Annotated in this window: 20 protein-coding genes; 18 read left to right on the top strand and 2 right to left on the bottom strand. The window is 45.0% G+C overall.

The window, feature by feature from the left end; genetic code table 11:
- The first annotated feature begins 22 nt into the window (after window positions 1-22).
- Together Q7J41_RS17515 and Q7J41_RS17510 are read left to right on the top strand one after the other, a co-directional pair.
- Window positions 23-370, top strand: a complete 348-nt coding sequence (locus Q7J41_RS17515) for a hypothetical protein (protein ID WP_304889730.1) — start codon at window positions 23-25, stop codon at window positions 368-370.
- 9 nt (window positions 371-379) lie between these two features.
- Complete coding sequence (locus Q7J41_RS17510) at window positions 380-1,681, top strand: DUF2254 domain-containing protein (RefSeq protein WP_370651043.1); 1,302 nt, start codon at window positions 380-382, stop codon at window positions 1,679-1,681.
- A 242-nt stretch (window positions 1,682-1,923) separates the two neighbouring features.
- On the opposite strand, the gene Q7J41_RS17505 is transcribed toward Q7J41_RS17510, so the two are convergent.
- The gene (locus Q7J41_RS17505) at window positions 1,924-3,060 is read right to left on the bottom strand and encodes a hypothetical protein (RefSeq protein WP_304889729.1); all 1,137 of its coding nucleotides are present in this window, start codon (window positions 3,058-3,060) and stop codon (window positions 1,924-1,926) included.
- A 471-nt stretch (window positions 3,061-3,531) separates the two neighbouring features.
- On the opposite strand from Q7J41_RS17505, the gene Q7J41_RS17500 reads away from it, so the two are divergent.
- The 9 genes from Q7J41_RS17500 (at window position 3,532) to Q7J41_RS17460 (ending at window position 13,842) form a co-directional block, all read left to right on the top strand.
- Window positions 3,532-5,241, top strand: coding sequence for an NAD(P)/FAD-dependent oxidoreductase (locus Q7J41_RS17500; protein WP_304889728.1), 1,710 nt, complete (start codon window positions 3,532-3,534; stop codon window positions 5,239-5,241).
- Window positions 5,238-6,413 carry a glycosyltransferase gene (locus Q7J41_RS17495; protein WP_304889727.1) on the top strand — a complete coding sequence of 392 codons (1,176 nt, stop codon included), beginning with the start codon at window positions 5,238-5,240 and terminating at the stop codon, window positions 6,411-6,413. Before Q7J41_RS17500 ends, Q7J41_RS17495 begins: the two co-directional genes overlap by 4 nt.
- 14 nt (window positions 6,414-6,427) lie before the next feature.
- Window positions 6,428-6,916, top strand: a complete 489-nt coding sequence (locus tag Q7J41_RS17490) for a hypothetical protein (protein ID WP_304889726.1) — start codon at window positions 6,428-6,430, stop codon at window positions 6,914-6,916.
- 538 nt (window positions 6,917-7,454) lie between these two features.
- Complete coding sequence (locus tag Q7J41_RS17485) at window positions 7,455-8,084, top strand: corrinoid protein (RefSeq protein WP_304889724.1); 630 nt, start codon at window positions 7,455-7,457, stop codon at window positions 8,082-8,084.
- A gap of 43 nt (window positions 8,085-8,127) precedes the next feature.
- Window positions 8,128-9,093, top strand: coding sequence for a uroporphyrinogen decarboxylase family protein (locus Q7J41_RS17480; protein ID WP_304889723.1), 966 nt, complete (start codon window positions 8,128-8,130; stop codon window positions 9,091-9,093).
- A 207-nt stretch (window positions 9,094-9,300) separates the two neighbouring features.
- The gene (locus tag Q7J41_RS17475; protein WP_304889722.1) at window positions 9,301-10,107 is read left to right on the top strand and encodes a methyltetrahydrofolate cobalamin methyltransferase; all 807 of its coding nucleotides are present in this window, start codon (window positions 9,301-9,303) and stop codon (window positions 10,105-10,107) included.
- Window positions 10,108-10,417: 310 nt separating this feature from the next.
- Window positions 10,418-11,725 carry a PocR ligand-binding domain-containing protein gene (locus Q7J41_RS17470; RefSeq protein ID WP_304889721.1) on the top strand — a complete coding sequence of 436 codons (1,308 nt, stop codon included), beginning with the start codon at window positions 10,418-10,420 and terminating at the stop codon, window positions 11,723-11,725.
- Window positions 11,726-11,734: 9 nt separating this feature from the next.
- Window positions 11,735-12,394 carry a B12-binding domain-containing protein gene (locus tag Q7J41_RS17465; RefSeq protein ID WP_304889720.1) on the top strand — a complete coding sequence of 220 codons (660 nt, stop codon included), beginning with the start codon at window positions 11,735-11,737 and terminating at the stop codon, window positions 12,392-12,394.
- Between the two features lie 62 nt (window positions 12,395-12,456).
- Window positions 12,457-13,842 carry a hypothetical protein gene (locus Q7J41_RS17460; protein WP_304889719.1) on the top strand — a complete coding sequence of 462 codons (1,386 nt, stop codon included), beginning with the start codon at window positions 12,457-12,459 and terminating at the stop codon, window positions 13,840-13,842.
- A gap of 31 nt (window positions 13,843-13,873) precedes the next feature.
- Here Q7J41_RS17460 and Q7J41_RS17455 read toward each other — a convergent pair whose 3' ends face one another.
- The gene (locus Q7J41_RS17455; RefSeq protein ID WP_304889718.1) at window positions 13,874-14,791 is read right to left on the bottom strand and encodes a LysR family transcriptional regulator; all 918 of its coding nucleotides are present in this window, start codon (window positions 14,789-14,791) and stop codon (window positions 13,874-13,876) included.
- Between the two features lie 152 nt (window positions 14,792-14,943).
- Here Q7J41_RS17455 and Q7J41_RS17450 point away from each other — a divergent pair, with 152 nt between their 5' ends.
- The 7 genes from Q7J41_RS17450 (at window position 14,944) to Q7J41_RS17420 (ending at window position 23,821) form a co-directional block, all read left to right on the top strand.
- Window positions 14,944-15,834 carry a 4Fe-4S binding protein gene (locus Q7J41_RS17450; protein ID WP_304889717.1) on the top strand — a complete coding sequence of 297 codons (891 nt, stop codon included), beginning with the start codon at window positions 14,944-14,946 and terminating at the stop codon, window positions 15,832-15,834.
- Window positions 15,835-16,011: 177 nt separating this feature from the next.
- Window positions 16,012-17,121, top strand: coding sequence for a diguanylate cyclase (locus Q7J41_RS17445; protein ID WP_304889716.1), 1,110 nt, complete (start codon window positions 16,012-16,014; stop codon window positions 17,119-17,121).
- A 377-nt stretch (window positions 17,122-17,498) separates the two neighbouring features.
- Window positions 17,499-18,056, top strand: a complete 558-nt coding sequence (locus tag Q7J41_RS17440) for a hypothetical protein (protein WP_304889715.1) — start codon at window positions 17,499-17,501, stop codon at window positions 18,054-18,056.
- 77 nt (window positions 18,057-18,133) lie between these two features.
- Window positions 18,134-19,519 (top strand): uridine kinase, encoded by a 1,386-nt coding sequence (locus tag Q7J41_RS17435; RefSeq protein ID WP_304889714.1) that lies wholly within the window; start codon window positions 18,134-18,136, stop codon window positions 19,517-19,519.
- A gap of 197 nt (window positions 19,520-19,716) precedes the next feature.
- Entirely contained in the window at window positions 19,717-20,271 is a 555-nt protein-coding gene (locus Q7J41_RS17430; protein ID WP_304889712.1) for a DJ-1 family glyoxalase III, read from the top strand.
- Between the two features lie 305 nt (window positions 20,272-20,576).
- Window positions 20,577-21,068: a nitroreductase family protein gene (locus Q7J41_RS17425; protein ID WP_304889711.1), complete on the top strand. Its 492-nt coding sequence runs from the start codon at window positions 20,577-20,579 to the stop codon at window positions 21,066-21,068.
- A 464-nt stretch (window positions 21,069-21,532) separates the two neighbouring features.
- Window positions 21,533-23,821 (top strand): methyl-accepting chemotaxis protein, encoded by a 2,289-nt coding sequence (locus Q7J41_RS17420; protein WP_304889710.1) that lies wholly within the window; start codon window positions 21,533-21,535, stop codon window positions 23,819-23,821.
- Window positions 23,822-23,957: the final 136 nt, after the last annotated feature.

Raw genomic sequence — 23,957 nt, 5'->3', positions numbered from 1 at the left:
TTCAAGGAGGTTGACGATAAAGATGATGTCAAAGAGAATGAAAGTTTCCCTATTAACTGGTGCTGTTCTGGGTGTATTTTGTATCATTGGTGCGTTGGTAAGATTCGGGTTTCAAATGGAAGTCTACTTGCTGTTTGCCCTGTGGTACAATCGGCTGTTGATGGGACTTGTGATCGGCTTGCCCTGGTTACATACCGGCATTCCAAAGCTGCTTGGCCGCGGCGCCGTTCTGGGCCTGATCGTATCCTTTGCCTACTACAGTTCGACAGGTTTCATCGACATCGTGAGCTTTTTAGCGGGTATTGCATACGGGATGATCATTGAGTACGTGGCATTCCGGTTTGGAAGTGAAAGAACGGATTCAGATTAGGGTGAAGTCATGGTTCAAAAAATAATAATGTTGTTTAAAAATAACAAAATGTGGATTATTTTAGGTGGGTATCTTTTGGGTTCTTTATTATTGTCGATTCTTGTCATTCTGATCGACAACAGAACCTTGCCAATTCAACCCTACATTCCAGAATTATTGTTTACCACCGTTGCTTTGGCAAAAGAGATTTTGGGATTGCTGGCCGGGGTTCTTTTGACCATCACAACCTTTACTTTTTCAACGATTTTAATTGTGCTGACGATGTACTCCTCGCAATTTTCCCCCCGGGTGGTGGAAAATTTCCTGACGAATAAAAGCACCATGCAAGTTATGGGAATCTATGTCGGCGGTTTCTTTTACTGCATTACAAATCTGTTGTTTATGCGCAATGTTCACCTCAATTATTGGGTGATTGGGGCCACCGTTGCCGTACTATATTCCATCCTCTGCATTATCTACTTCATCATTTTTGTCTACACCGTGTCGTCATCGATACAAGCCAATAAACTGATTGAACGATTATATAATGAATCAAATCAAGCCATCGAAAGTACCCTTGCATTCTTAAAAGACAAGAAACGAATGGACCAGTACAGTTTTGATCCCCGTGATTTTCAAATTGAGATCTTTGCCAGAAAAAATGGTTATTTAGATCTAATGAACTTTGATTTGATGTGGAACTTAATTAAAGACCTGGACTGCAAGATATTGATCGATTCGAAAATTGGGGATTATCTGTCGGAAAAGCAACGAATCGCCTATTATTATCCTCAGGGCAAAACAGATGAGAATTTAAGCAGCCAATTAGCTAATTGTTTCTCGATTAAAGATGAACGATACGCCTATAATGATTACATTTTTTCATTGCAGAAGATTATCGAGATTTCATTGCGGGCGATTTCGACGGGCATTAATGATCCTTACACGGCGATCCGCTGTATTCGGATGCTCGGCGTGCTGCTGGGAAAATTGGCGGGCATTGATGGTCATTATACCATCATCCAGACGAAAGAATCAAAGGCTGCCATTATTTATCAAAGCGTGGATTTCCGCAACGATATCTATTTCACCTTTTACCAGATTGTGCACTACGGCAAGGCGGATTTATCATTGGTACTAGCCTTATTTGAGGCCCTGGAAATCATCAGCAGACGGGCATCCCTGTATAATCAGGTGGTGCTAAAAGAATTTTCGGAGTATGTCTATTCGAGTTGTATCTCTGAATATGTTCACACAATGGACATCGACCTGATCACGAAAAAAAAGGATGGTATTATGAATTTACCAAGCAAGAATGTTGGTCAGCGCTGAAACAGGGAACAACCCTGGGATGGCGGTCTTGCGGGGGTGGCACACATCTTTCACAAAAGTCAGCCATTTTGTGTCTAGTGCATATTCATTCACGATTTAAGAAAGCGAGCTTTTTTATAGCCGTTTTTCGGAGGGTGCCCGGTTACTTGACTTATAAAAGGACCAGCTACTCGTTTTCTTAGAAAACTGGGTAACTGGTCCTTTCAGTTTGGGCGTGTGGGTATTATTTTACGCAGGCATTTTTAGAATCGGTATACCGCTGCAATATCGCTTTCGGTTGGCATATCAGCCTTCTTTATAATTAACAATTCGCCACCTTGACTAAGAACTGCTTCAGCCATTTCGTCGTAAATGTCGCCGATGTAAGAATCTGGTGACACCCCTTCGGTAATGGTTCCGAGACTCAGATCATAGCTGCCCGGGCGGACGGTGTTTTCTTCTATATAAAGGACTTCCACGCGTTTTTCCATGATGGCTCTGGCAATTTGAACCGCATCATCCGAACCCATATCTTTTGCATGGGCCTGGTTAAATATTTCCATGCGTTCTTTTAATTGCTGGTTGAAAAGTTTTGTCATGACATTTTGAACCGATGCATGAAGCATTTTTTTGTCCATTGCGTCAATATCAGTTTTAATGCCTTCTTTGATTAGATATGGATTTTTTGATAGCTTTCGTAGTTCGCCCTGATGTTCGTCGAGCCCAACGAGGATGAGGGGTATTTTATACGGCATGGAATATTTCTCCTGAACGAAGTTATCCACATGACGAAAGAATTTTTCTTCATCGATTTTTTTCTCATCCTTTGCGCCGCCATAGCCATGATAGGTGGCTTGATCCCCACCCAGACTGGAATGGGACAGGTCGCTTGATGTTAATTGAGTTCCTAAAACACCTTCAAGGGTGGAGTCCTTTTCATCCAATGAAATCTCATGAATGCCATTAAGATCAGCATTATAGAGAAAAAAACGATCGCGGTTGAGACCGAGAACGTGGTACCGGCCTTTTTGCTGATAGCTTTTCAAAAGCGGATTTATATAGAAGCTATCGGATACGATGGCTCGGCTGGTAACGTCGATGGGCAGTTTATAAACAATACATTCTTCTTCATCCGCCAGAATGGCCATTCCTTCGGTAGCACCTTCCCAGAAGATAGCATTATCGACCATTTCGTCGAAAAGAGAAAACAGATCTTTAAAGCCTCGAACTTCTTTTTTCTTTAAAGCGTCCTGGGCTTCTCGCACAAGATTCTTGAAACGAATCGGATTTTCATGTCGATCCGGTTTTGGAATATGGGTATTAATATAAATGGAGATAACCGGGCGTTTTCCTTTTTCCATAATGGGATGGGGAAATTCTTTAACAAATTGATATTTCATATTATTGAGCCTCCTTAGGTATAGTTATTACTTACCCGATTTATTGATAAAATCACGCCAACCACATGGCCTTAAGATAACGCTAAAAACTAATTTATCAAAAATCGGCTTTTAATTTTTTCTCAATATGAGTAAAAACTGACGGTTCCAGGCTTGCTTAACATGTTTTTCTCTCAATGAAACGTGTGAATCTGAGACTGAAAGATACTGTTATCACAAATAAAAAGAGGCGAATTTATGCACAGAATGAAGAGCTCGAATTTAAAAAGGCGGCGGTTCTGGAAAAAAACCAGCGAATCAAAGGCGGCCTCCTCAAACTGACCATTTTAACAGTAAAATTAGGTAAACCTATGTTTTTATGATAATGATTCAGGGTATGAAATGAATAGATTACAAAAATATAACGATCAGCAAATCGGTTAAATGAAAGCCGGGATTGACTGATTGATGACGTAAATGGAGGCGGTTGAGATGAAAGATTTAAAAACAGCAGATAAAAGGGAAACCAGAGAAGCAGGAAACACTTACGATGTGATTGTCGTGGGCGCCGGGATGGCTGGTTTGACCAGCGCTGCTTATCTGTCCAAAGCCGGCTATACCACCCTGCTTTGTGAAAAAAGCGAAAAACCCGGGGGTCTAGTGGGGAGCTTTTGCCGCCAGGGCTTTAGCTTTGACGCCGGCATTCGAGCTTTTGAAAACTCAGGAATTGTTTTGCCGATGCTTGCGCAGCTGGGGATTGCCCTGGAGTTTGTTAATAACCCGGTGGTCATCGGTATTGAAGATACTCAGATGACCTTAGAAGGGGTAGAAAGTCTGGCTGCTTACGCCACCATGCTGAGCGCAAAATTTCCCGATAATCAAGCGGAAATTGCTGCTATTATCGACGAAATCCGTAAAGTTACCGGTTATATGGATGTGCTCTACGGCATTGAAAATCCGCTGTTTATGGATCTGACCATGGACAAGGAGTATCTGTTTAAAACCCTGTTGCCCTGGTTGCTTAAATATCAGGTGAATATCCGCAAAGCTCAGAAGCTTAATGAACCGATTGAAAGCTATCTGCTGCGTTTTACTAAAAATCAGGCCATAATTGATGTCATCAGCCAGCATTTTTTTGAAAAGATGCCGACTTTTTTTGCCCTCAGTTATTTTGGTTTGTACAGCGATTACAGTTATCTCATCGGTGGTACTGGGCGGCTGGTGACCGCCATGCGTGATTTTATTGCCGCCCACCAGGGCGAGCTGGTGCTGGGTACTGAAATCAGTCAGATCGATATCCGCACCCGACAGGTAATGACTCGGGATGGCCGTCGCTTCGGCTATCAGGAACTGATCTGGTGCGGCGATATGAAAGCGCTTTATAAGGCCGTTGATGATGCGAAATCAGGGGAACTTGGCTCCCGGGTTTGGGAACAGCAACAAAAGATCCACGAAAATTGCGGCGGGGATTCGATCTTGACCGTCTATCTCGGAGTTAATCTGGAACCCCCCTATTTTGCCCGGCGCTGCGGCCCCCATTGTTTTTACACCCCCAGCAAGGCCGGGCTTTCAGCTATCCAGTCGGAACACTGGCCGGCGGTGCTGGCCGATCCGACCCGGTCAGCGGCCGATCAACAGACCGCTTTGAAAGCCTGGGTACGGGAATATCTGGAGCTCACCACCTATGAGATTTCCTGCCCGGCGCTCCGGGATCCGGCCCTGGCTCCAGCCGGGAAAACTGGGGTGATTGTCAGCACCTTAATGGATTATCGATTAGTCAAAGCCATTGCTGAAGCGGGCTGGTATCGGGATTTTAAAGACTTATGCGAAGAGCAGATCCTGGCAGTGCTGGAGAACAGCGTTTTTCCCGGCTTGACCGAGCAGGTTGAGCAATGCTTCAGTTCCACCCCCTTAACGATTGAGCGACTCACCGGGAATTCCGGCGGAGCCATCACCGGTTGGGCATTTCCCGACGATGCGAAAGCCGGGAAATTACCGGCAGTGAGCGTTTTTCGAAAAATTGCCAAAACCATTGAAACCCCGCTACCCCATATTTATCAGGCCGGGCAATGGACATTCAGTCCCTCGGGGCTGCCGGTATCGATCCTGACTGGTAAGCTGGCAGCGGATGGGGTGATCAAACAGCTCAAAAAACAGCGCCGATCAGGTCGGTCCAGTGATGAATCGGGAGCCCGACGATGATCATCGTCAGTGGTATGATCATGCTGGGGCTGGCGGCCAGTTGGATTCTTTTTCACCGCTTTCCCGAGTTGGAAGGAGTTAATCCGAAAGAAGCGAACGGCCCGATCCCAAAATCGGCCCGGCTTTCGATTATTATCCCGGCTCGGAACGAAGAAAAAAACCTGGCCTTACTGCTGGGAGGTTTAAGAAACCAGACGCTCGACATTCACGAAATTATCTGCGTCGATGACGGCTCCAGCGATCAAACCGCCAGCATCGCTACGGCTTTTGGGACCCGGCTGATTACTGCGGCCCCAAAACCGGCCGGCTGGCTGGGCAAGTCCTGGGCTTGTCAGCAGGGCGGGGACGCCGCCACCGGGGAGCTGCTTTTATTTCTGGACGCCGATGTCCGGCTTAGCTTGGCGGGTCTCGGCAAGTTGTTAAAGGCCCATCAAAGGACCGGCCGAGTGATCTCGGTGATGCCCTATCATCAGATCGAGAACAAAACCGAAGCCTTGTCGTTGTTTTTTAATTGCATTCAGATGGGCGCCAATGGTCTGGGTTTGCCGGCGGGGCGTGATCAAAAAAAACAAGAGCAAAAAAATCTAAAACAAAAAAATAAAAAAAGCAGCCATCCCTATCAGATCGGCCTCTATGGCCCGGTGATCTTAATCAGTCAGGCCGATTACCAGGCGGTCGGCGGTCATGCCGCCATTAAAGACAGCATCGTCGATGATATGGCGCTGGGTGAAGAACTCCGTGAAAAAGACATTTCCTTTGCCCTGTTTCTGGGGGATCACGACGTTTCCTATCGGATGTATGGCGGCGGGTTGCGGGAGCTGGTTCAGGGCTGGACCAAAAATCAGGCCGCCGGGGTGGCGAAAACGCCGCTGCTGATTTTAGTGCTGGTCTTTTTCTGGATCACTGCGGTTGCCTCGGCACCGCTTTATCTGGCTCTTAATTTGGTCTGGCAGCAGTGGCTCTGGGCCGGGATACTGGCAGTGTTTTACGCCATTTGGGTGCTGGAGCTGATCCGCATCGCCCGGCATATTGGTAGCTTTTCGGTGAGCAGCATCTTCTTTTATCCGCTGCTGCTGATTTTCTATCTGCTGATTTTTTTGAGATCAATGGCTAAAAAAATATTAGGTCAGCCGGTTATCTGGAAAGACCGGGAAATTCGCCTGGATAAATAAGAGAGGAGAAGATCATGCAAATCATTTTTCTGCCCCAGGGGCTGACAATTCTCCTGTGTTTTATCGTTTGGCCGTTTCTGATGGTAAGCGCTGCCATGATCTGCACTCGCCTGCCGGATCGCTGGTTTGACTACGCTGCCTGGTTCTACCGGACGCATCCCTGGGAAAACGATGGCGAGATCTATGAAAAGTGGTTCCGGGTGCGACACTGGAAAAAATACCTGCCCGATGGTGGATCGTTGGTCAAGGGCGGTTTTGAAAAGAAAAAGCTGGTCAGTTTTAAAAAAGATAATCTTGATAAATACCTACTGGAATCCTGCCGGGCCGAAATGATCCACTGGCTGGCGATTCTACCCTTCTGGGTCTTCGGCTTTTTTACGCCGCCGATCGTGATTCTCTATATGCTGATCTACGCCCTGGTCATTAATCTGCCCTGTGTGATTGCCCAGCGGTATAATCGACCGCGGATTGTGCGGATTGTCGCACGAATCGGGTGTAAATAAGAAGTAGCTTATTTGTCGAACAATTGAACATGTAGGCTCCTGAAAGTCGAGAACATCAGAAAACCGACAGATGTTAAATTTCATCAAGTTGAAAAGCTCTTGCTTGAGGCCGAAGTGAAACATAATCTTTTATAAAGGTCAATCCTAAGCACTTAAGGATTGACCTTTTCTTTATTTTAAAGGAATAAACAGATCAGTGACTAAATAACTAGATAATGCTGTCGCATCAAAGTAAGGTCGGAATAATCCTATTATTGTCATTTCCATGTTTGAATAGTCCTTTTTTTATAGAACTCAAATAAATTTCGGAAAACAAGCTGCAATTGTCATAAAATGATGTGACTTTGTCCATTTAATCGGTGCTTTTATTTATATATAATACAGATATTACAAAATAAATAAAAAGGTGGTTAAGCATTTCAGATTTGGAGAAAAAGTATGTCCGAGACCTGATGAGCCAGTAAGAAAATAAACTGGATATTTCAAAATCGTTAGCCAACAAATTGACAAAAATCGACTATAATAGGAGGAAAAAAGGATGTCAAAAATTCAAGATGTGAAAGAATTGGTGGAAACAGGCAAGTCCAAAATGATTGGATTAGCCGTACAGGAAGCATTAGATGCCGGCGGCCAGCCAGCAGAAATTCTTCAGGCTATGGTGGATTCCATGAGCGTGGTGGGTGATAAATTTTCTGCTGGAGATATATTCGTGCCGGAAATGCTGATTGCCGCCAAAGCCATGTCAAAAGGGGTAGATGTGATCAGACCGCTGATGGCTGGCGATACTTCAGCGTCACTGGGAACCTGTGTGATCGGAACCGTCGCTGGCGATCTCCATGATATCGGCAAAAACCTGGTCTCGATGATGATTGAAAGCGCCGGGTTTACCATGGTTGATCTGGGCGTGGATGTGCCTGCGGCGAGATTTGTGGAAGCCGCTAAAGAAAATGAAAAGGTCACATTAATTGCCTGTTCGGGATTATTGACCACCACGATGCCAGCTTTAAAAGAGGCGGTTCAAACCATTAAAGCCAGCGGACTGACTGGATGCAAGGTGATTGTGGGCGGCGCTCCAGTAACGCCGGAATTCGCCGCCGAAATTGGAGCCGATGGCTATGCAGCAGATGCCGGTAGCGCTGCGGTAAAGGCCAAAGAACTAGTTAGATAAGATGGTATTGATAAACAAATAAAAAAATAACGGGAGGATAGAGATGAATCAGAGAGAGAATTTTTTTGCTATGATCGAGGGGAAAAAACCAGAGTTTATTCCCAATATTATGGAGGTATATAAAATCTGTATTGGTGGAGCTGATCGGGCAGATCAACCGACAATAGGTGGAGTGGATGTCTTTGGTGTCAATTGGATCTTGACTAAAGAAGGGGAGATGCCGGAGCCAAACAAGTTTATGTTTGAGGATATTGCTGACTGGAAAGACTATGTGAAATTTCCGGATGTCGATACCTTAGGAATTGAAGAAGCAGCAAAAATGGAACTGGCCGGTGTAAATCGGGATGAAGTCATCATCAATGTTTACAGTCCCTCCGGATTGTTCGAACGGCTGGCCGCATTTATGGGTTTTGAAAACACTCTGTGTTCACTGGTTGAAGATCCCGATTCCTGTCGGGAATTTTTCGAAGCTTTTGCTGACTATAAAATTGCCTGTATGAATCGTTTCATTGACGCTTATCAACCGGATGTTATCACCTATTTAGATGATTTAGCGACTGCCAATGGTTTGTTTATGTCTCCAAAAGTTTATCGGGAAGTCATCAAACCAGCACATCGAAGAATTATTGAGGCAGTGACTTCCCGAGGCGTGGTATTTTGCCAGCACACCTGCGGAAAATGCGGAAAGATCGTAGAAGATTACGTCGAAATGGGTGCTAAAATCTGGAGTTCGGCACAGATCAGCAATGATCTAGAAGCGATTATGGAAAAATATCAGGGTCAATTGATTGTCGAAGGCGGTTGGGACTCTTCAGGTCCAGCTAGTTATATTGGTGCTTCAACTGAAGAAGTCGTTGCAGAGACCATCCGCTGTGCCAGACAGTATGGAAAATACGGCAATTTCATACTTTTTCCAACTTTGTTGAATGAAAATGGCAACTCGCTGTTTGTTGGCGATTCGCGATTAGGACCAATGATTGGAGCATGGCATCAGGTAGATAAGCTTTAATTTGGTATGATGAGATGAAATATCGGCTTAGCTGGTAGACTTGATTAGCAAAATATCAAAAGGTTCAATAAATAGTTGGTAACAGGTGGTGAATGCATAAAAAATATAAATACAAGGAAGCGGTTATGATGTCCGGGATATTTTTTCCGGACATGAAACCATAAAATAAATGATAGAAAAGAAAAAATAGATAGGGGAAACATAAAAATGATCATCATTGGAGAAAAAATAAACGGTGCCATTCCAGCCACAGCCAAAGCCATTGCCGAGCGGGATGCCGAGTTTATTAAAAATCTGGCCAGAATCCAGACGGCGGCTGGGGTTGATTTTATCGATGTCTGTGCCTCAGTGGAAAATGATGTGGAGCTTGAAACCATGAAATGGCTCATCGATATCGTCCAGGAGGTAACCGACACCCCCATTGCGGTTGATAGTCCCAACGTTCAGACCTGCGTTGAGGCAATGAAGTTCTGCAAATGTCCAGGTTTATTCAATTCGGTTTCCATGGAAGGGAACAAGGCCGATGTGGGTTTTGCAGCAATCGCTGATACCGCCTGGGAATGTGTGGCGCTGCTAAATAGCGACAAGGGAATTCCCAAAACAGCCAAAGATCGGCTGGATGTGTTTGCTGATACGATGGCCAAAGCCAAAGCATACGGCATTGCCGCTTCGCGACTCCACATTGATCCGCTGGTCGAAATGCTCTGCACATCTGAAGACGGGGTTTCGATGGTCATGGATGTGATTCGGGCGATAAAAGCGCAGTACCCAACAATCCATGTGACTGGAGCTATCAGCAACTGTTCTTTTAATCTGCCAGCCAGAAAGACGGTGAACATGGGTTTTACCGTTATGGCCATGATGGCCGGGCTGGATAGTGGGATTCTTGATCCCACCGATCGGGATCTGATGGGCATCATTTTTGCTACTGAGGCATTGATGGGGGATGACGAATACTGCGTGGAGTATATCCGCGCTTACCGACAGGGGATTCATGGGCCAATAAAAATATAACGGGATGATATATAGATGAATCAGAGAGAAAATTTTTATGTCATGATCGAGGGGGGGGAACCAGAGTTTACTCCAATATTTTTGAGCTATATTAAGTTATGTTTACTCGGTACGGGTATAACCGACATGCCATGGCAAGTTGGGGGGAGACAAAGCACAGTCAAATAAAGAGTTAAAACAACACAGCGCATTAAACACGCTGTGTTGTTTTATCTTTGTAAAAAAGGCGGCCTTTGTATATTTAATATTGTTTTTAGAAAAATCATGCTATACTGATAAAAAAACAGAATTAAGTTTTGCAGGTGAAACAATGGACAGACAACCAGACCCTCTCCAAACAACTCAAAAACGCATCAGCGACCTGGTGGACATTAAAACCCTCCAGGAAATTCTCGACGCCTTCACCACCACCACCGGCCTGATGGCCAATATTGTGGATGTCGAAGGGGTTTCCATTTTCCCGCGAAAAGGCATCAAGAAATGCTGCAAATTCTGCCGCATCATTTACAATCTGGACGGTGGGAAGAACCGTTGTCAGGCGGCCTACAAACGGGCTGGCAAGCAGGCGGCGCTGTTTGGTGAGCCTTATATTTTTCGTTGCCCTTCCGGGCTGATTGAATGGGCAGCGCCGATCATCTTAAACGATGAACATGTTGGAACCATCATTTGCGGACAGGTGCTGATGTGGGAACCGGAAGAATTTTTCTGGATTGAGCTGCGCAAAATGAACCAGCCGTTGACCGATGACTTTGAGGAGTTGTTTGAAGCGGTGGGGGAACTGGCCATCGTTACCGGCAACCAGGTTCAGGCCTCAGCCTATCTTTTATATGTCGTGGCCAATTACATCATGAAAGCTGGTTGGGAGAATTACGAACAGTCCCGGGAATTCGCCATGCAGCGGACCCTCTATCATGCTGAAATTGAAAACCGAAAGAATCTTGAAAAAAACCATGAGACGGTTTTATCCGGTTTTTTGATTGATGAAGGCGAGATACTGCTACAGCTTCGGAACAATCGAAAAAAAGCCAAGGCATATCTGGAAGGACTCATTTCCAGCCAGCGCTATGAAGCCCACCAGAACCTGTCGTTAATGCGGGCAAAAATGACTGAGTTGCTGGTGATCCTCTCCCGGGTTGCCTGTCAAATGGGGCTGGAGGCCGACACCTTTCAGGGAATCAACAGCCAGGCCATCGCCCAGATTTATCAGAATGATTCGATCGAAAGCATCTGTGTTCTGGCATCTCGGGCGGTGGATGCTTATCTGGAAACCTTTGAGCAGTTTGGAGAAAAATCAGAAAATCCCAACATTGGTATAATGGTCGATTATATTGAAAACCACTATCCGGAAAATCTGTCGGTCGATGCCATTGCCGAATCAGCTTGTCTAAGTACCGGCCATGCGGGTCGAATATTCAAGGAGCAACTGGGGATGCCGATCATGGATTACGTGCTAAAGGTGAGAGTTGAGAAATCGAAAAAGCTGTTGTTGAATCCCCACTATCAAATCCAGACCATTGCTGAATCGGTGGGTTATGGGGATGCCGGCTATTTTACCAAGGTATTTCGCAAAGTTGAAGGGATTACGCCAACTCAATTTAGAAAAGTTCATAAACGATAGGTGCAGAATATGGAAAAAATACTAATCGAATTACAGCAGGCCATCGAAAACGGAGAAACCCAGATTGCCATGAATAAAACCAAAGAAGCCCTCAATCATGGGCTGCGAACTGATAAGATCATCCAAACAGCCATCAATCCGGCCTTTAAAGATCTGGGTCAGAAAATGTTTAACGGCGAAATCTACGTAACCGATGTACTGATGGCTTCCCGGGCAGCCCATGCTGCCATGTATTTGATGGAACCGATTCTTTCACGGTTTTCCGGTGTCACTAAAGGCATTGTGGCTATCGGTACCGTGGCCGGGGATCTCCATGATATCGGCAAAAACCTGGTAATCATGATGCTTCAGGGCAGCGGTTATACGGTGATTGATCTGGGGATTGATGTGCCGGCAGAAACCTTTATTAAGGCGATTCGGATGCACAAGCCTCATGTTTTGGCCTTGTCGTCATTGTTAACCACCACCCTGCCAGAACTGGATAATATGATGGATGTATTGATTGAAGAGGGGCTGCGATCGCAGGTAAAAGTAATTGTCGGTGGAGCACCAGTTACCGCCGAATATGCTGGTCGAATCAAGGCTGATGCCTACGCCAATGATCTATTTGAAGCGACTGAAGCGGTAGGTGATCTGGTGAATAACCGGATTGGGAAGTATGCAGTATGAAATTGGGTTAGCCGATAGAAAATTAGTTATGAATAATCAATCTAAATAAAACGGAGGAAAAAATGAGTGATGTGTTAGTCTTACAACAGCAACGGGGTAAACTGTACAGTGATATCTATGCCAACACAATTCCTGAGCGGATGCCAATCGGGATCACCCTGCCCTATCATCTGGTGGCCGAATATGGTAGTCAGAATCTGTTTGATTTTCAGTTTAACTACGCCATGCTGGCCGACCCGGCTCGGGAGCTATGTGCAAAAATATATTCGGATTCCTGTCCGGTAGCACCGACTAATTTTCTGCTGTCCCGGACCCCGTCGATGTATCAGCTCTATGGATCTCAGTCTTTTGTAATGGGGAATGGCGGCTTTGTGCAGCATCCTGAGGTGGTCGGAATGATGGATGACGAATATCCCCAATTGATTGAAAACACCTTTGATTTTTTGGTGGAAACTGTTATCCCCCGGCAGCACAAAAACCTTGATCCGAAGAATCCGATTAAAATGGCCACTGCTATCCAGATGGGTAAAATGGCCTTGCAGAATGACGAAATAGCCTTTCTGCCAACCTTTTTTGAACTGATCCAGACCCATGGCTATTACCCCGGCAGTCCTCGCGGTTCATTTAGTTTTACTGAAGCTCCGCTGGATTTTATTGCCGATCAGCTACGCAGCTTTTCCGGGATCAGCATGGATATCCGCCGTCATAAAACCCAGCTGCAGGAAGCGGCCGCAGCGGTGATGCCGTTGCTTTATCATTGGGGGTTACCGAGAAATATCCATCCCGAAGGATCGGTTTTTATTCCGTTGCATATGCCGACCTTTATGCGGGAAAAAGATTTTGTGGAGATCTATCTGCCTTCCTATAAAACTATGCTGCAGCAGTATGCGGCGGTGGGCGCTCGTCCCAATATGTTCTGTGAACATGATTGGAGCCGTTATCTGGATATCCTGCTGTCGGAAATCCCGGCCGGCTGTAAGATCGCTTTTGAATACGGTGATCCCCGAACCATCAAAGATAAACTGGGAGAAAAATTTATGATCACTGGCCTATTCCCCAGCAGTTCTTTGAAGACAGACACTCCAGCCCAGATTGTTGACCGCGCCAAAGCCTTCCTGGATATTATGCTTCCCGGTGGCGGTTATATTTTTGGTTTTGACAAAAACCCGTTAACCCTGAAAGAAGTGAATCTGGAAACCCTGGCCGCCTTAACCGAGTACATCCGGGACAACGCCAGCTACGAAAACTCTGGTGAATCTTTTGGTATGCCGCTAAACAGTGAAGGCTTTGTCGTTAATGAAAGCCTGGTGCCCAAGCCGCAGTCTCAATATTTGTTCGACTGGGATACATTCAAAGAAAGCTATCCGCTGACCCCGGATTTTGCCCGGGCCAATTTTGAGCGGTTCAGCAAAGAAAGCCTTGATTTTTATATGAACCTGCTGATCTAGGACGCAACAAAAAGGAGCAAGTGGCCTTTTCTTATTGTAGAATGCCAAAGGGTTGATCGCTCCCGACTTCCTGGCGGCCAAATTTTCGAGCCAGATCGATAAAACCCTGCATGCCGGTAGTGATCTGTTTATGTTTATGATAAACCAGATTAAAGCTTCGGTTCCACCTGTTTTCCGGGTGCCGGATAGCATAGATGCTGCCGTTTTTCAGTTCTGCCTCCACCAGTCGGATGGAAATGGCGGCCAGGGCGTTGTTTTTTTGCACGATGGTTTTGATGATTTCCGGAGCGGTGACCTCCCAGGTGATCTTTAAATGAAAGCCCCGGCTCTGGGCAAAGGATTCAAATAATTCTCGGGTACCGCTGCCATCTTCGCGCATCACGAAGGTTTCATTTTCCAGTTCCCGGGCGTCGATAAAAGTTCGCCCAGCAAACGGATGGTGGGGACTGCAGATAATCACTAAGTAATCCGGAATCACTGGCTCGACGACCAGATCCGGATGGCGAACCTCGCCCTCCACCAATCCGATATCCAGTTGGGACTGGAGCAGCCGCTCCTCAATAATCTTGGTATTGTTGACAAAGTTATAGGGATCGACAGAGGGATGTATTTTTTGAAAATCGACCATCAAACCGGGCATGATGCAGGCACCCACGGTGATGGTCGAGCCCACTTTCAGCATCTCTCTAGCGCGCATATTCTGCATGTTTTCTTCCAGCGTCTCAAATTGCCGGATCACCATTTGCGCCTGGCTGCATAGTAGTTTCCCGGCTTCGGTGATAAAGATCCCTTTGCCCAGGCGTTCAAAAAGTCGGCAGCCATAATGGTTTTCGAGTTCTTTAATCACCTGACTGACGGCGGGCTGGGTGATATACAACGTTTTAGCCGCTCCTGACATGGAGCCAGCTTCGGTCACAGCAATCATAATTTTCAGATGACGAATATCCATGGATCCTCCTCGCAGATTTATAATATAAGTAATTCTTATCGATAATATAAAATATTATCATTTTAATTATCGAAAGGCAAGTGCTATACTAAACACACATGGACATGAAATATAAAGAAAGTCAACAATAGGACCTATTAAGAGAAAAGCAAATGGCAACACTGACAATCAGCAATGAAGAAGAAAAAAGAGTTAAAGCCTTGGGGTTTTTAAGCAATAAAGGAACCGATGCGTTTTCTGGCCGGGTGATTACCCGCAATGGGATGGTTACCGCCGATGAAATGCGGTGTATGGTGGAAGCGGCCGAAAAATACGGCAATGGTAACCTGAGCTTGACCACCCGGTTAACCGTCGAATGTCAGGGAATCCCCTTTGAACAGATCGACAATTTTAGAACCCATCTGGCGACAGCGGGACTGGAAACTGGGGGAACCGGTGCTAAAGTTCGTCCGATCACCTCCTGTAAAGGCAGTACCTGCCAATACGGGTTGATTGATACCTTTTGGCTGTCCCGGGAAATCCATGAGCGCTTTTATACTGGGCTTGGGGATTTGGCACTACCCCATAAATTTAAAATCGCTGTGGGCGGATGTCCCAACAACTGCATGAAGCCAGATCTCAATGACCTGGGAATCATTGGCCAATCGGTGCCAGTTGTAAATCCCGAGCTCTGTAAGAATTGCAAAATCTGTGGCGTCAAAAAAAACTGTGGGATTGAAGCCGTCCAGTTGGATAATGGAGTGATTGGGATCAACCGCGAAAAGTGCAAAAACTGCGGCCTCTGTATTGGCAAATGTCCGTTTGATGCCGTCGTTGGCGGGGAAATCGGCTATCAGATTGTGATTGGCGGCCGCTGGGGCAAACAGGTCGCCATCGGTAAACCGCTACGTCGAATTTTTACCGAGCCGGAAGACGTTTTGAAGCTGGTGGAGAAAATTATTTTCTTTTATCAAGAACAGGGTCTGCCCAAGGAGCGATTTGCCCAGACCATTGCCCGACTGGGGTTTGAAACGGTGGAAGCGATGCTGTTGGCGAATCTGTAAAAAAGAAATAAAACAGCACCTGATCGTTTAAAATAAATAAACAGTGTTGGCAATCTGATCCCCGGATTACCCGACTCGCAAAAATGCTTTGCTGGTCTGGCTAAGCGGTTGTTCTTGACAAATCCAGGCAAGATGGGGTTTAATGAAGGAAACGACTAGCATGGGGAGGTCAGGCAGATGGATGCATTTTTAAGACTAGAGGGTAAGGCAGAAGAGGATTTTTACCAGGCCAAATACGATTATTATAAACGTTTTAATCTGGTAATCTTGTTTGTCTCGGCTTTGATATTTTTTATTCTCATAGTGACTGACTGGCAGGTGACCGAGCAGTTTTCCTGGCAATCCCTGTTAATTCGAAGCCTGGTGGTGATTCCCCTGGCGGTGGTGGTGCTGGCCTATCGAAAGACCAGCAATTATCGGATCATGTCGGCTATTTCGCTGATGATGGTCCATGTTGTGATCTGGGGAAACATCTGGGCAGGTTCCTACGTGGTCGATCAGTCCTATGTCAATGAAAGTTTTATGATCATGAGCTTTATCCTGCTGCTGGTCGCTTTCAGTGCGCCGCCGTTTTACGCCATGGCCGCTCAGTTGGCATTGATCGGCGATATCCTACTGGCGGATCAGCTTTATCATTTTCCCAATCTGGATGTGATATTGTCCTTTAATGTTCCGGTGATCGTGCTATTGTGTTTCTTGGATTTGATTGCTACCGGGTTTTATTATGATCATTATATTACCCAGAAAAAACTCGACTTTGCCCTGTTCCACGATCCTTTGACCCAGGTTTTCAATCGGCGGCAGCTCCATAAGATCATGGGTGAAGGGCATAACTTGTCTTTCATGAGTGATGCCATTGCCATTGTGATTATGGATGTCGATCATTTTAAGCAGGTCAATGACACCTATGGACACGATGAGGGCGACCGGATTCTGCAGTTTGTGGCAGACTGTATCCGCCACAGTCTCCGGGGACCGGATCTGGTGATTCGCTGGGGTGGCCAGGAGTTTGTCGCAATTCTGTTTGATTGCCAACGGGATAAGGCCAGCCTGGTGGCTGAACGAATCCGCTGCTCGGTGGAAAAGTCGGTTAACGGTGTGAGCAAGATCACCATTTCCCTGGGGGTTGCCATCTATGAAGGCGGTGATTGTTTCGAGACCATCAAAAAAGCCGACCAGGCGCTCCATGTTGCCAAGCGCAACGGCCGCAACCAGGTGGTCTGTTATGAGAATCTGGATCGGGAAGCACTGGATTTAGATGGGGATAGTGGGCATGTTGACGCCTGAACGGTCTGATAGCCCCGCAATTTGAATATTTAGTGATACACCTCGCCACTTTGCTGGCGGGGTTTTTGCGTTAATCTGGGGAAGTCTTTGACAAATGTCAAATAAGATGAATATGGAGAATAAGCATGGCGAAAAAATCGAATTAGGAATAGTTTTTTTGATGGCAGGGGCGTATAATAAAAATAAACTTTGAAATTTTGTACCAGACACAAGCTTAACATATCGATGTTTTTATTGAAAACAAAGGAAAATCTAACAAAAAATTTGGAGGGCAAATCCAATGAGTAACAAAAAAATGGTACAATACAGTAGCCAGTCTTGCGGCAAGCCTGTGCTTGACAGAAAGTATTGTGAGCATTGCGAAAAAGGAGAAAAAAATGAGCAAATTCGCTGTAATTGACACGGAAACGACCTGGGGTGATGCGGTTATGTCGGTTGGGATTGTCATCGCCGATGCGGTGACCTTCGAGTTGGTCGACAAACGATATTACATCCTCACACCGTTCAAGGATCATGGCGGGATGTACACATACGCCCTATATTCCAACGGCATCAAACCTGACCTTGAGTGTTCACGGGAAAAGGCAATGGCTGAATTGCGGCAGTTTCTTTCAGATCATGAGGCCACGGCGATGTTTGCTTACAACGCTGCGTTTGATTACCGGCATCTGCCAGAATTAAGGCATTTTACCTGGTATGACATTATGAAGGTGGCGGCATATCGACAGCACAATCACAGCATACCTGATTGTGCCGAATGCTACGGCACCGGCAGATTGAAGCGAGGCTACGGCGTGGAGAGTGTTTACCGGATGTTAAGCGCAGAGCTGGAATACTGTGAGTTGCATAATGCGCTGACTGATGCGATGGATGAGTTGACGATTATGAAGTTACTTAACCACGAAATGGATAAATACGCCTTGGCGAGGATATAAACAAGAAAGAAAACAATCAAACCGGTGTCTGATACTAAGATACGCAATCATAAATTAGATAGAAAGAAGGTATGACGATGCGAGAAACACATTTGATTCAAAGCCGGCAGACTTGTAAGCTGGGATTGATCATTGTAATCAGGCAGCTTTTTCCTCAAGAATCACTTAAAATCGCTTATTCAATTATGGAGGGAGTGTTTTGCCGATTTGCCGATTCTGCAATTTCAATCAGAGAAGTCTATCAGATTGAAAAAAAACTAAAAGAATGGATTTTGAGTAATCCTGATATTGACTTTTTAAAGCATGAGGGAGGCTACTACTTTTATCAGGTAGATGACTATGTTGTAAAAATGATTTATCCCTGCGAAACAAACGTTGAAGATATGGATCCTTTCTGTGTAATTCCTTATGCAGATGGTTTTATTGTCGACTTTGGAGACATTGACCGCGATTGCAACACCTCGTTAATTCCGCCGGATAAACTCTCGGCAATGTATGATAAGACACAAAAGTGGCTGAAAAATATTAATATTGAGTTGCTTAATGATGTTAACGACTTTGTCGTCAGCAGCGCCAGCCTGAAGCTGTTGGGGATGGCCGAAGCCCTGCACGAAAAAGAAATATCCGATATTGCCGTGATGATTCTGCAGCAGCAGCGGGCTCTGCGGGTACTGCTGATTTCAGGGCCATCTTCTTCAGGAAAGACGACATTTGCGCAACGATTATCGACACAGTTGAGTGTGAACGGATTAAAGCCGGTTACGCTTGCGATGGATGATTATTTTGTGAACCGCGAAGTGACGCCGCTTACTGAGGACGGCAAGCCAGATTTTGACTGTCTTGATGCTTTGGATCTTCCCTATTTGCAACAGCAGCTTGTCGAGCTGATAAATGGAAAAACGATTGAAACGCCGATCTATGATTTTAAAACCGGCCATCGTTCCAGCCAAACAAGGAGACTGCAAGTCGGACCCGATGAAATACTTGTCGTAGAAGGGATCCATGCATTGAATCCGGTATTGTTTTTGGGTATCAACCGGAACATGCTTTTTAAAGTCTACCTCAGCTCACTGTTTCAGTTAAATTTCAACTTGGAAAACAGAGTGCCGAGTTCTGAAGTACGGCTGATTAGACGAATCGTCAGAGGCGACCAATTCCGCGGTACGCATCCGGAGGATACCCTGGATCAGTGGGAAAATGTACGGCGCGGCGAGTATAAAAACGTTTTTAAATTCCAGGAAGAATCTGACGTGATGTTTAATTCGAGCCTTCTTTACGAATTAAATGCAATGAGAACTTTTGCCGAAGCATCCTTAAATAAAATAGATGATAACAGCCCCTATGTGAAGACAAGAGATCGCCTGCTTAATATTCTATCCTTCTGTGAGCCAATTAATACTGAGAAAGTCCCTTTTAATTCAATATTGCGTGAATTCATCGGCGGCAGCATCTATTTTGACTAATAATATCAAAACAGCCTTGCTGATGGTGAGTGTCGGGCACCCAACAGATGTTAAAGTAATTTCCGCCGACATTGATAATCCGCTCCAACTGAGGTCGAATTTCTGTTAAAATAGAGACAAAAACAAACGCTGCGGCTTTGTATTTTATATTAAGCGTTGCATGGTATCGTAATAATAACGCAAAGGGAGGAAAATAAATGAATGTAATTGTTTTTTTAGCAGCGGGATTTGAGGAAGTGGAAGCCTTAACCGTTGTCGATTATTTAAGAAGAGTCAACCCGATTAAGGTTGATATGGTTGCCATCGGCGACAGCCTTCAGGTTTCCGGAAGTCATCAGATCGAAGTAAAAGCGGACAAACACATCGATGAGCTGGCAGACCTTGACGCCTACGAGGCCGTCATTATTCCCGGCGGAATGCCAGGGGCAGCGAATCTAAGAGACGATCAACGGGTTGTGAAAATCGTTAGAGACATGCATACCGCCGGGAAATTAGTGGCTGCGATCTGTGCCGGGCCGATCGTTTTAGAAAAAGCAAAGATCATCGCTGGAAAAAAAGTGACATCTTACCCTGGGTTTGAAAAGGATATCCCTAATTCAATCTATCTACAGGATGCGGTCGTCAAGGACGGCAACATAATCACCTCGCGGGGTCCGGGAAAAGCGGTGGATTTTGCCCTGGAAATCGTGGCGGTTTTAGCTGGTGTGAAAGAGGCCGAGACCTTGCGTAAAAATATTCTTTATGACAAGTAGGCAAACAATCCGATCGCATCACTGATGTGATTTCTTCATTAGTTGACCAGATTCCAGAGAATCTTGGTTTTATATTTACCGCCGATCAGGCTGATGGTGGCATCAATGGGGAAACAGAAATGATTTTTTTCAGTCATTTGGGACTCCTTTAGCAGTTTTTTGAATACTTACTATCCTTTTGGGTAGTAAGTAACTAAATAGTACATACTTGTTTTTATGAAAATGATTGGTAAAATGATAGCATGAATAAGAGCAAGGCGCAAGAAATTACAAAAATACAATTATGAAAAATTTGGAGGAAAAAAATGAGCGTAATTTTTAATCGAACTAGTGTCAGAAAGTATGAAAATAAGGAAGTGGAAGCGGAAAAAATCGATAAGATTCTTAGAGCCGCCATGGCCGCACCATCAGCCGCCAATCAGCAGCCTTGGGAGTTTTATGTGGTCAAAAATAAAGAAACCCTGGCCGCTCTGGCCGACTGCAGTCCCTATGGCGGATGCATTAAAGATGCTGCCATGGCGATTGTGCCGGTTTACCGTAAAGAAATGATGATGCCAGAATTTGCCGACATCGATATGGCTGCATGCACCGAAAATATTCTGCTTGAAGTCACGGAACTGGAACTGGGAGCAGTCTGGATTGGTATTGCACCGCTGGCAGATCGAATGGAAAATGTCCGAAAAGTACTGAATGTACCGGATCATCTGACGCCTTACGCCATTATTCCGATTGGTTACCCGGTGGCTGATACCGAGCAGAAAGACCGGTTTGATGCCGAGCGGGTTCATTTTGAATAAGTCAAAGAAATCATAATTAAACGAACAAAAGCCGTATCGAACCAATAAAAAGGTTGATGCGGTTTTTTTGTATGTGAATTTCTAATAATGGGTTGAAAAGTGATTCCATAAATGTGCAAAATATTATCAGTAATGTGCAAAATATTATCAGTGTATTTCACAAAAGTCAAAAATAGAGTAAAAAACATTGGTATATTATTGCGAATAAGTTTATAATATCAGTAATCGATTATATAGTTGCAATATTTGCTGCTTGATAATTTAAATAAGAGTAAAAAATTGCCTTAAACTTTGATGATTAAGAGCGTTTGATCAATGGCATTCAGGATGATGTGATGCATCCGAAAAACTAGAAACCCAAAGCTGCGGTTAGTTTTTTTTAACATCATTTATTTCCAGTTTGATCTGAATAATTCGGTTAGTAAGGGTATAAATACAATTAGATAAACATCATGGAGGAAAAAATGAATAATAAAAAGAGTTTATTATCAAAGTTGTTATTATCGGTAGGGTTGCCAATCAGTGCGGTATTTTTAATTGTTGCCGGTCTGGTTGTGACAATGGGCGACCAGAACAACATGGTGTTGATTTTTGGTATCGGTCTGGTTGCAATGCTGGGGGTATTTATCATAGCGGTAAAAGGTGTCTCAAACAAACTATCAAGTTTGACCCTAGCTGCCAGTCGACTGTCCAAGGGCGACATTGATATGGTGATTGAAATTGATCATTCTCAGGATCAATTGGGTGAACTCAGTGCAGCCTTTGCAAATATTGCTGAGAATATCAAGATGCATACCGCAACTGCAAAGAAACTGGCGGAAGGGGATATGACGGTTGAAATCATCAGCGGATCGGATCAGGATGTCCTGGGGAATAGTTTGGTTACAATCAGAGATTCCATTAAACGCTTTGCCGGTGACACGGCGTTGCTGGTGGAATGGGCGCAAAGTGGCGAATTCTCGAAGCGAGATCCAGCTGATGATCTTGTCGGCGAATACAAAAATGCCGTTTTAAATGCCAACAAAGTGATGGATATTGTTGTTGATAAGATGGAGTGGTATGAAGCGATCCTGGATGCTATTCCGTTCCCAGTTCACGTTATTGACAACGATATGAATTGGACATTTTTAAACAAGCCGTTTTCTGATCTGATGATTCTAAATGGAGTAATAAATAATCGTGATGCCGCTTGTGGCATGCCATGTAGCAGTGCGAATGCTAATATCTGTAACACCGAGGGCTGTGGAATCAGACGACTGGTAGATCAAGGCTTGACCGACAGTTATTTTGAATGGGTCGGCAGAAACAACAAACAGGATACGGCGTATCTGGTCAACAAAAAAGGCGAGAAGATAGGCTATGTCGAAATTGTAACGGATTTGACATCCATTATCAGTGTGAATGAGTACTCCAATACAGAAATAAAACGATTAGAAATGAACTTATTGCGTTTAGCAGAAGGTGACTTGGATCTTGATACGAACATTGCCGCAGCCGGAGAATATACTGAGGAGGTATATCGCCAATTCAGTGAAATCGGCAGTAATTTAGCTGAGGTTAAGAAATCGATCGGCAATCTGATTAATGATGCCACCATGCTAACCAGTGCCGCCATTGACGGGGAATTGGATACCCGGGCAGATGCCAGTAAATTTAAAGGTGCATGGGAAGATCTTGTTGGTGGGATGAACAATATTCTTGATGAAATTGCCAAACCAACCCGAGAAGTGGCTAAAGTAATGGTTGAAATGGCCAAAGGAATTTTACATGTGGAAGTTGCCGGCACCTATAAGGGTGAATTTGATGAACTGGTTAAGTCTGTTAACTACACGGCTGTCCGGATTGAGAACGTTGTTCAGGAAATGTCAGTTGTTACCGGAGAAATTGAAAAAGGAAATCTTAATTTAGAACAGGTTCGTGATTACGGTGGAGATTTCCGAAAAATGTCCAATGACTTAAATGGGATTATTACTTCACTAAATAAATTACTGGGAGATATCAGTGATGCGGCGCAACAGGTAACCGCCGGTTCCGCTCAGGTTTCAATGGGAAGCCAGTCACTAGCGCAAGGTTCTACCGAACAGGCGAGCTCGATTCAGGAACTGACCGCATCGATTACCGAGGTTGCCGATCAAACCAAAGACAACGCCATGAATGCCAACAAAGCTAGAGAACTGGCCATGGATGTCCGCGAAAATGCTGCCAAAGGAAATGCGCAAATGACGGAAATGCAGGGTGCGATGGTTGAGATTAATCAGTCATCTCAGGATATTTCCAAGATTATCAAAGTCATTGACGATATTGCCTTCCAGACCAATATTTTGGCTTTAAACGCCGCCGTTGAAGCGGCAAGAGCGGGTCAGCACGGCAAGGGTTTTGCTGTGGTTGCCGAGGAAGTAAGAACCCTGGCGGCCAGAAGTGCAGAGGCCGCTAAAGAAACGACTGTTTTAATTGAAGGATCCATCAATAAGGTTCAACATGGGACGAAAATTGCGGATGATACCGCATCGGCGCTAGATGAAATCGTCGAAGGGATCAGAGAAGTCACCGACTTGGTTGGAAATATTGCCGAAGCTTCCAACGAGCAGGCGACTGGAATTGCCCAGATTAACACCGGCATCGAACAGGTCGCACAGGTTGTTCAACAGAATTCTGCCACCGCTGAACAGAGCGCCGCCGCCAGTGAAGAACTGTCCGGTCAGGCAGAAATGTTAAAACAAATGATTAATCAGTTTGAATTAAAAAGAAGATAGAAAACAGACAAACCCTTTGGAAGCACTATCAAAAAAATAAAGGAAGCCGTATTCAACCATCATCTAGGTTGAATACGGCTTCTTTAGATTTTAAGGTTTCAGCCGTATAGATGTTTGTTGTTAACACTGAAAGCGT

It is taken from the genome of Acetobacterium sp., assembly GCF_030652775.1.
Classification (GTDB): Bacteria; Bacillota; Clostridia; order Eubacteriales; family Eubacteriaceae; genus Acetobacterium.
The sequence above is the reverse complement of the archived record's forward strand: the minus strand, read 5'-3'. Positions and strand labels throughout refer to the sequence as shown.

Excerpts from the sequence above, each read along its gene's own strand:
- Q7J41_RS17515 (WP_304889730.1), top strand. The coding sequence starts at position 23 with ATGATGTCAAAGAGAATGAAAGTTTCCCTATTAACTGGTGCTGTTCTG.
- Q7J41_RS17510 (WP_370651043.1), top strand. The coding sequence starts at position 380 with ATGGTTCAAAAAATAATAATGTTGTTTAAAAATAACAAAATGTGGATT.
- Q7J41_RS17505 (WP_304889729.1), bottom strand. The coding sequence starts at position 3,060 with ATGAAATATCAATTTGTTAAAGAATTTCCCCATCCCATTATGGAAAAA.
- Q7J41_RS17500 (WP_304889728.1), top strand. The coding sequence starts at position 3,532 with ATGAAAGATTTAAAAACAGCAGATAAAAGGGAAACCAGAGAAGCAGGA.
- Q7J41_RS17495 (WP_304889727.1), top strand. The coding sequence starts at position 5,238 with ATGATCATCGTCAGTGGTATGATCATGCTGGGGCTGGCGGCCAGTTGG.
- Q7J41_RS17490 (WP_304889726.1), top strand. The coding sequence starts at position 6,428 with ATGCAAATCATTTTTCTGCCCCAGGGGCTGACAATTCTCCTGTGTTTT.
- Q7J41_RS17485 (WP_304889724.1), top strand. The coding sequence starts at position 7,455 with ATGTCAAAAATTCAAGATGTGAAAGAATTGGTGGAAACAGGCAAGTCC.
- Q7J41_RS17480 (WP_304889723.1), top strand. The coding sequence starts at position 8,128 with ATGAATCAGAGAGAGAATTTTTTTGCTATGATCGAGGGGAAAAAACCA.
- Q7J41_RS17475 (WP_304889722.1), top strand. The coding sequence starts at position 9,301 with ATGATCATCATTGGAGAAAAAATAAACGGTGCCATTCCAGCCACAGCC.
- Q7J41_RS17470 (WP_304889721.1), top strand. The coding sequence starts at position 10,418 with ATGGACAGACAACCAGACCCTCTCCAAACAACTCAAAAACGCATCAGC.
- Q7J41_RS17465 (WP_304889720.1), top strand. The coding sequence starts at position 11,735 with ATGGAAAAAATACTAATCGAATTACAGCAGGCCATCGAAAACGGAGAA.
- Q7J41_RS17460 (WP_304889719.1), top strand. The coding sequence starts at position 12,457 with ATGAGTGATGTGTTAGTCTTACAACAGCAACGGGGTAAACTGTACAGT.
- Q7J41_RS17455 (WP_304889718.1), bottom strand. The coding sequence starts at position 14,791 with ATGGATATTCGTCATCTGAAAATTATGATTGCTGTGACCGAAGCTGGC.
- Q7J41_RS17450 (WP_304889717.1), top strand. The coding sequence starts at position 14,944 with ATGGCAACACTGACAATCAGCAATGAAGAAGAAAAAAGAGTTAAAGCC.
- Q7J41_RS17445 (WP_304889716.1), top strand. The coding sequence starts at position 16,012 with ATGGATGCATTTTTAAGACTAGAGGGTAAGGCAGAAGAGGATTTTTAC.
- Q7J41_RS17440 (WP_304889715.1), top strand. The coding sequence starts at position 17,499 with ATGAGCAAATTCGCTGTAATTGACACGGAAACGACCTGGGGTGATGCG.
- Q7J41_RS17435 (WP_304889714.1), top strand. The coding sequence starts at position 18,134 with ATGCGAGAAACACATTTGATTCAAAGCCGGCAGACTTGTAAGCTGGGA.
- Q7J41_RS17430 (WP_304889712.1), top strand. The coding sequence starts at position 19,717 with ATGAATGTAATTGTTTTTTTAGCAGCGGGATTTGAGGAAGTGGAAGCC.
- Q7J41_RS17425 (WP_304889711.1), top strand. The coding sequence starts at position 20,577 with ATGAGCGTAATTTTTAATCGAACTAGTGTCAGAAAGTATGAAAATAAG.
- Q7J41_RS17420 (WP_304889710.1), top strand. The coding sequence starts at position 21,533 with ATGAATAATAAAAAGAGTTTATTATCAAAGTTGTTATTATCGGTAGGG.